This is a genomic window from Candidatus Culexmicrobium sp. (assembly GCF_058356305.1).
Genome location: NZ_JBTVBB010000007.1, coordinates 135,599 through 142,302 on the forward strand (window position 1 = coordinate 135,599; position 6,704 = coordinate 142,302).

The following is a 6,704-nucleotide window of genomic DNA, read 5'->3' on the forward strand; positions in this document are numbered from 1 at the left end:
TCACCTAACGCTTAAGCACAGCTATAATCCTAATCAAACTCCTATGAACACGCATAAAATGATATTCCAAAACCCTAAAACCAACAGCAATACTTAAACTTTTCAAATCTATTTGAGATGGAGATGCAATACAAACATGTCCACCCGGCCTAATAACATCAAAGGCATCAGACAGAAAAGTAAAAAGCAACCCATTCAATCTAACACCCCTAGTAGAAGCAGATCTACCATAAGGCGGATCAGTAGCAATTGCATCAACCCTCGAAAAAGGTAAATTCCTAGCATCACCTAATATTAGAGCCTCTGGACGAACTTCATAAAAACTTAAATTTAACTTTGCACCACTAATCATCTCCTCATTGATATCTATTCCAACTACTCTACATCCAATTAAAGCAGCTTCAATAAGAAAACTACCAGCACCACAAAACGGATCTAAGAAAACTCCACCTCTCTTAGCCCTACTCAAATTAACGAAGAGACGTGAAATTTTAGCATCAAGAGAGCTGGGGTGAGCAAAGGGCCTAAACTTAGGTCTTCTTCTTTCAAAAACACCTCTATTCACAACCTTTAAAGCTAATCCGAGAATAAAAAAGGAATCAGTTAAAACGCCTTGAATAAGAAATTCAGGCTTAGACAAATTAACTCTAACGTTACCTCCCAAGGAATTCCAGATAATACTACCAATCTCTCTCTCCAAAATCCTAGAAGAAATATGAGGAGAAAAGGATCTAACACGCTTAACCCTAACAGCAAAACTCCTACCTTTAAGAAAAGACCAATCAACTTCCCTACAATTAGAAAAAATTTCACGATAACTAGAAGTACAAATAAAGAATTCTCTACAACATATATGTGTCATTGCAGCTCTCCTATAAACAGCTTCACACGCCCTTAAAGGTGCTTTAAGCCTCACCACATGAGGAAGTAAATGCACATCCCCAAAACAAATATCTTCAGCCTCGAGAATAGCCAATATTTCAGATGGAGGAAGAGAAGGATGCTCACCTGAAGTGATAAAAAATAATCTCTCAACTTTAGTAGATGAAAAATCATTCTCCAACATAGCAATCAACAGTAACTTAGATTACAGAAACAAGAGCTGGTGCCACTGAAACTTTACTAACATTACTTTCAATAGTGTCCGTTCCAATAATTTCAAATACACCAGCAGAAGAAAGTTTCATTAATGCATCTTTAACCAATAAAGCATGAGTACATGCAGCATAAATTCTCCTAGCACCAAGACTTCTAGCTATCTCGGCAGCATTAGCAATAGTTCCACCAGTACTAATTATATCATCAACAATAATTACATCTCTACCCTCAACATCCATCTCCTTAAAAAAGGTTTTAACTTCACCAGTAATTTTATCTCTTCTCTTCTCAAGAAAATCAAATTCACACCCAATTTTCTCAGCAACCCTCTCAGCCAAAGTTAAAGCCTTCTCATCAGGAGCAAGAACAAATGGACTTGAAAGATCAATACTTGCAAAATAAGATCCAATTAAAGGCATAGCACTCACCTCAACTACATCAACATTAAAGTAATCCAAAACCAATCTACTATGAACATCAACTAAAACAACACGGTCAACATTAAAACTTTCAATCAATCTCGAAACAACCTTAACACTAATAACTTCACCATCTCTAAACCTCTTATCTTGACGCATATAAGCTAGATATGGAATAACAACAATTACCTCCCTAACATCAAATTCACTAATCAAATCCAACATGAAAAAAAGCTCCATCAATCTTTTATCTTGAGGAGGAGAAGTAGACTGCACAAGAACTACACTTTCACCCCTTATCTCAACTGGAAATCTAATATAGCTCTCACCATCTGGAAAACGCTTCCACTCAAGTGAAACCAACCTACAACCTAATAAATCAGCAACCCTTTTCCCTAACTTAGGTGAAGCAGGTCCAGCAACAACAATCAAATCCAATCACCCACATAAATATTAGTCTAAACATTAAATACATAAATTTAGATGAAACATTTTGGAGGTAAAAACACTGAAAGAAGCAATGCTATATGAAAGCCTTAAAAACAAAAAGGTAAAATGCAACTTATGTGCAAGAAGATGCATAATAAATGAAGGAAACACAGGATTCTGTAGAGTTAGAAAAAATATAAATGGAAAACTATACTCACTTGTCTATTCAAAGGCGTGTTCAATAGCTGTAGATCCAATAGAAAAGAAGCCACTATTCCACTTCAACCCAGGCTCATCAGTCTTCAGCATCGCCACCATTGGATGCAACTTTAGATGTAAATTCTGTGACAACTGGATAATAAGCCAAGAAAAAGAAATATACGGGAAAAAAATTCCACCAGACAAAGTTGTTCAATTAGCATTAAAATACAATTGTCAAGGAATAAGTTACACCTACACAGAGCCAACCATATTTTTCGAATACGCTTATGAAATAGCAAAAATAGCCAAGGAAAAAGGATTATTCAATACCTTCGTAACTAATGGATATATGACGCCAGAAGCAATCGAAAAAATAGCACCATACCTAGACGCAGCAACAGTAGACTTCAAAGGGTCAGCAAACCCAAAATTCTATCTAGAATTCTCATCAGTACCATCAGTCAAACCAATATTTGAAAGCCTACTAAAAATGAAGGAGAAGAATATATTCATAGAAGTAACAAACCTAATAATACCCAAATATGGAGATTCAATGGAAGATTTAAGGAAACTTGTAAAATGGATAAATGAAAACTTAGGATCCGAAACACCATTTCACATCTTAAGATTCCATCCAGACTATCAACTACTAGACATATCCTCAACACCAGTAGAAACATTAGAAGAAGCAAGAAGAATAGCATTAGAAGAAGGATTACACTACGTATATATTGGAAATATACCTGCACATGAAGGAGAAAACACATACTGCCCAAAATGTAGAACATTACTAATAGAAAGATATGGGTTCTCTATACTAAAATGGAATGTTGATGACAATAATAGATGTCCAAAATGCGGATACAAAATAAACATTGCTGGAAAATATTGGGGAGGGGGAAGACTAAGATATGACATCCTATAGAGGACAAAGAGAAGCACTACTATACAGAACGCTAAGTGAAAATAAAGTACAATGCCTAATATGCCCAAGAAAATGCATAATACCTAATGGTAAAAGAGGATTCTGCGGAACAAGAGAAAACATCAATGGAAAACTATACACGTTAATATATGGAGAAACATCAGCCCTAGCATGCGATCCAATAGAAAAGAAGCCACTATTCCACTTCTGGCCTGGAAGCTCAACCTTCTCAATATCAACTATAGGATGCTCCTTTAAATGTCCATGGTGTCAAAACTGGGAAATAAGCCAAGCAAAACCAGGAGAAATAGCAACAAGCCACCATGAACCAGAAGACATAATAAGATTAGCCGAAAAATATGGGTGTAACTCCATATCATATACATATAATGAACCATTAATATGGTTTGAATACATCTACGACACAGCGAAAGAAGCTAAAAAACATGGACTAGCAAACATCCTTGTTACAAACGGATATATATCAGATGAAGCACTAAAGCAACTAATACCATACATTGATGCAGCAAACATAGATGTAAAAGCATGGTCCAACGACTTCTACCTAGAATACTGTAAAGCCGAATTAGAACCAGTACTACAAACATGTGAAAAAATGATTAAAAACAATATACATGTTGAAGTAACATACTTAGTAATTCCAAAACTAAACGACAAAGAAGAACAATTCAAAGAATTCTCAAAATGGATTCTAAACAATCTGGGACCAAATACACCAGTACACTTCTCAAGATTCTATCCCCACTACAAAATGAGGAACAAACCACCAACACCAATCAAAAAACTTGAAATAGCAAGAGAAATAGCCATGAAAACAGGACTAAACTATGTATATATTGGAAATGTGCCAGGACACCCCGGAGAAAATACTTATTGCCCAAAGTGTAAAGAACCAGTAATAACAAGATATGCATTCAGCATAACATCCTACAACCTAACAGAGGAAAATAAATGCAGAAACTGTAACGAGAAAATAAGCATAACTGGGAAATACATTAAAAGACGAAGATGGACATGGTTATTTACATAAATAACTCCCACCAACTAGGTTGAAATATATTTAACATTTAAATCACATAGCTACTTCCAGGTGAAACTAATGACAAATATAAATAAAATTCTAAATGAAGAATTTTCAATTCAAGAATTAATAAACTTCATCTCAGATCTAAGTAGATTACATAGAATTCAAGGTTGTAACGAACTTGAAGAAGCAGGAGAATACATAAAATCCATTCTCAAAAAAGAGGAAGTACTAAAAGTTGAATTAAAAAAGTTTAGCTATAACAATGCATACGGCTCATTTAGAGCAGTTACTGGATGGTGGGTGGAAGATGGTGAACTAAGATTAATAAAACCAAGAGAAGAACTAATTCACAGCTATAAGAATTCAAGAACACTAGTAACAGCCCATAGCCCCGGTGGAACAATTGAAGGAGAAGTAGTACATATAGGAGATGGGGAAAATCCATCAAACTATGAGAAAATAGATGTGAAAGGAAAAATTGTCCTAGCGTATGGCTACCCATACATAGTTTATAAACAAGCCACTTTAAGAGGAGCAATAGGACTTCTAATTTATAAGAAGACAGGAGTAGAAGATGGAGTACCATATACAGGACTATTCCTAACACCAGAGGAAGCAAAGGAAGCAAAGGCACCATCCATGTCAATCTCAAGAAAAATGGCAGAGAAGATAATAATGATGATTGAAAAGGAAGAAAAACCAATAGTCAGGATGAAAGTTAAGGCAGGATATAGAGAAAAAGCATGGATTCCAATTGTAACAGCTAAAATTGGAGAAAGTGAAACAGAAATACACTTATGCGCACACTACTGCCATCCAGCAGGAACAGTAAATGATAATATCAGTGGAACAGCAACACTAATTGAATTAGCATTAAGCTTCGCCAGAGCAATTGGAAAAGGAAAAATATCAAAGCCAGATAAACATTCAATTAAGTTTATATGGTTCCCTGAATATGCCGGATCACTAGCCTACCTAATGAATAGCCAACAAAAAGTAGTATTTTGCATAAATCTAGACATGATAGGGGAAAAACAACATCTTACAGGCTCAACCCTAAACTTCATCAAGACACCCCCAAGATACTTTCATCCATATGAAGCAGTAGTCTACTATAAACTAAAAAAGGCATTATCACAAAGTGGAACCCTCTCTTCACCAAGAAAAACATTAAGCTACAAGTACGATGTAAACATATATGAAATAGGAAGCGACCACGACATATACTTGCACTTCAACATCCCATCAATAATGCTCAATCAATGGCCAGACAAATACTATCACAGCGACCAAGACACAATAGATAAATTCGATCCACACATAGCAATGAGAATAGCTATTGGAGTAGGCACAGCAGCCTACATCATATCAAAGAAAGATGAAAAAAGTGAAGTTGAAAAGCTAGTTAGAAGCTACTTCTACGAATATATTGGAAGAGAACTAGCAGAAACCCCCAACAAACTAATAGAAAAAAGACAGAAATATCTAATCAAAACAATAGGCGAAAAAATCCTATCACAAATTCAAGACAAAAACATCCAAAAACTAGTTAAAAACATAGACATAAAAAAAGATGAAAACGAAGAAGAATTATACATTTATAAAGGACCAATAGGACCAATATCAACAAGACAATTATTCACAAAACTAAGCCACAAAGACCTAAAGAAACTAAAAGAAATAAGCGAAAGGAAACCATATATGAAAACACTTAGAAACTTAATCCCAATATATATGAAAAAACCAACAAGCCTAAACAAGCTTAAAGAAATGATTGAAGAAGACTACGGAATAGAAATGAAAACAGAAACCTTAAAAGAAATAATTAAAATACTAATGAAAGCAAACCTCATCGAAAAACTACTTTAAAACCCTAACATATCTTTACAATCATCAAAATAGATACAACCCTAGAAAATAAAGCACCCAACAACCAAGCTAAGTAGAAAAGTTTCAAAATGAAAAGATTTATCCAGCTAAAAGCAAAAATACATAAAAATACTGAAACAATTCTAAACTAAATCTCAATTAATCAGAGTACACTAGCAACATTAATCCTCATGAAGCAACATTCAAGGCCTCCTTGCTCAAAACATAAACGATTAAAAGACTTCAATTCTATATAAAGACAAGAAAACTAGAAACATGACTATAGATACAGCTATTCACCCAGCTGTTCCAATTATCAAATAATTAAATAGTAATCAAAATAACTACCAGAGAAGCTCCCTAATTCAGAACATTAGTTAAAATTTTTCCTCCAACTAAAAACAACATACCAATTAAAGAAACTATTAAATTAGCATGATCCCGTAAAACATTCTTTACTAAAACATTTCGAATCGCAATAGTCTCTACAGGATAATTCACGCTAAAGTGATAATATACTATATTTAAAGAGCTATGATTAACATTTAAACGCCAGAAAAGAAGTTCATCACACTCAACATAATATTTATCAACACTGGTCGAAATCCAATACTCACAACCACCCCTACAAATCAAGCTATATGGAGGAGTAACATTCTCTTTAGCCTCTAGATCTGCTAGCTCAATACTAATTCTAATAATATCAAAATCCTCA

6 protein-coding genes are annotated in these 6,704 nt (G+C 34.5%); 3 read left to right on the plus strand and 3 right to left on the minus strand.

Annotated elements, in window-relative coordinates:
• Window positions 1–4: 4 nt before the first annotated feature.
• Both ACW8TM_RS01915 and ACW8TM_RS01920 read right to left on the minus strand, forming a co-directional pair.
• Window positions 5–1,066 (minus strand): methyltransferase domain-containing protein, encoded by a 1,062-nt coding sequence (locus tag ACW8TM_RS01915; RefSeq protein WP_491531576.1) that lies wholly within the window; start codon window positions 1,064–1,066, stop codon window positions 5–7.
• 16 nt (window positions 1,067–1,082) lie between these two features.
• Window positions 1,083–1,949, minus strand: coding sequence for a ribose-phosphate diphosphokinase (locus tag ACW8TM_RS01920; protein ID WP_491531577.1), 867 nt, complete (start codon window positions 1,947–1,949; stop codon window positions 1,083–1,085).
• Window positions 1,950–2,025: 76 nt separating this feature from the next.
• Here ACW8TM_RS01920 and amrS (ACW8TM_RS01925) point away from each other — a divergent pair, with 76 nt between their 5' ends.
• The 3 genes from amrS (ACW8TM_RS01925) to ACW8TM_RS01935 all read left to right on the plus strand — a co-directional run bounded on the left by amrS (ACW8TM_RS01925) (window position 2,026) and on the right by ACW8TM_RS01935 (window position 5,989).
• Window positions 2,026–3,072 carry an AmmeMemoRadiSam system radical SAM enzyme gene (gene amrS, locus ACW8TM_RS01925; protein WP_491531592.1) on the plus strand — a complete coding sequence of 349 codons (1,047 nt, stop codon included), beginning with the start codon at window positions 2,026–2,028 and terminating at the stop codon, window positions 3,070–3,072.
• Window positions 3,059–4,123: an AmmeMemoRadiSam system radical SAM enzyme gene (gene amrS, locus ACW8TM_RS01930; RefSeq protein ID WP_491531578.1), complete on the plus strand. Its 1,065-nt coding sequence runs from the start codon at window positions 3,059–3,061 to the stop codon at window positions 4,121–4,123. The genes amrS (ACW8TM_RS01925) and amrS (ACW8TM_RS01930) overlap by 14 nt, the downstream gene beginning before the upstream one ends.
• A gap of 69 nt (window positions 4,124–4,192) precedes the next feature.
• Window positions 4,193–5,989, plus strand: coding sequence for a DUF4910 domain-containing protein (locus tag ACW8TM_RS01935; RefSeq protein WP_491531579.1), 1,797 nt, complete (start codon window positions 4,193–4,195; stop codon window positions 5,987–5,989).
• 360 nt (window positions 5,990–6,349) lie between these two features.
• Here the strand turns inward: ACW8TM_RS01935 and ACW8TM_RS01940 are convergent.
• A partial coding sequence (locus tag ACW8TM_RS01940; RefSeq protein WP_491531580.1) for a hypothetical protein occupies window positions 6,350–6,704 on the minus strand: 355 nt, incomplete at its 5' end.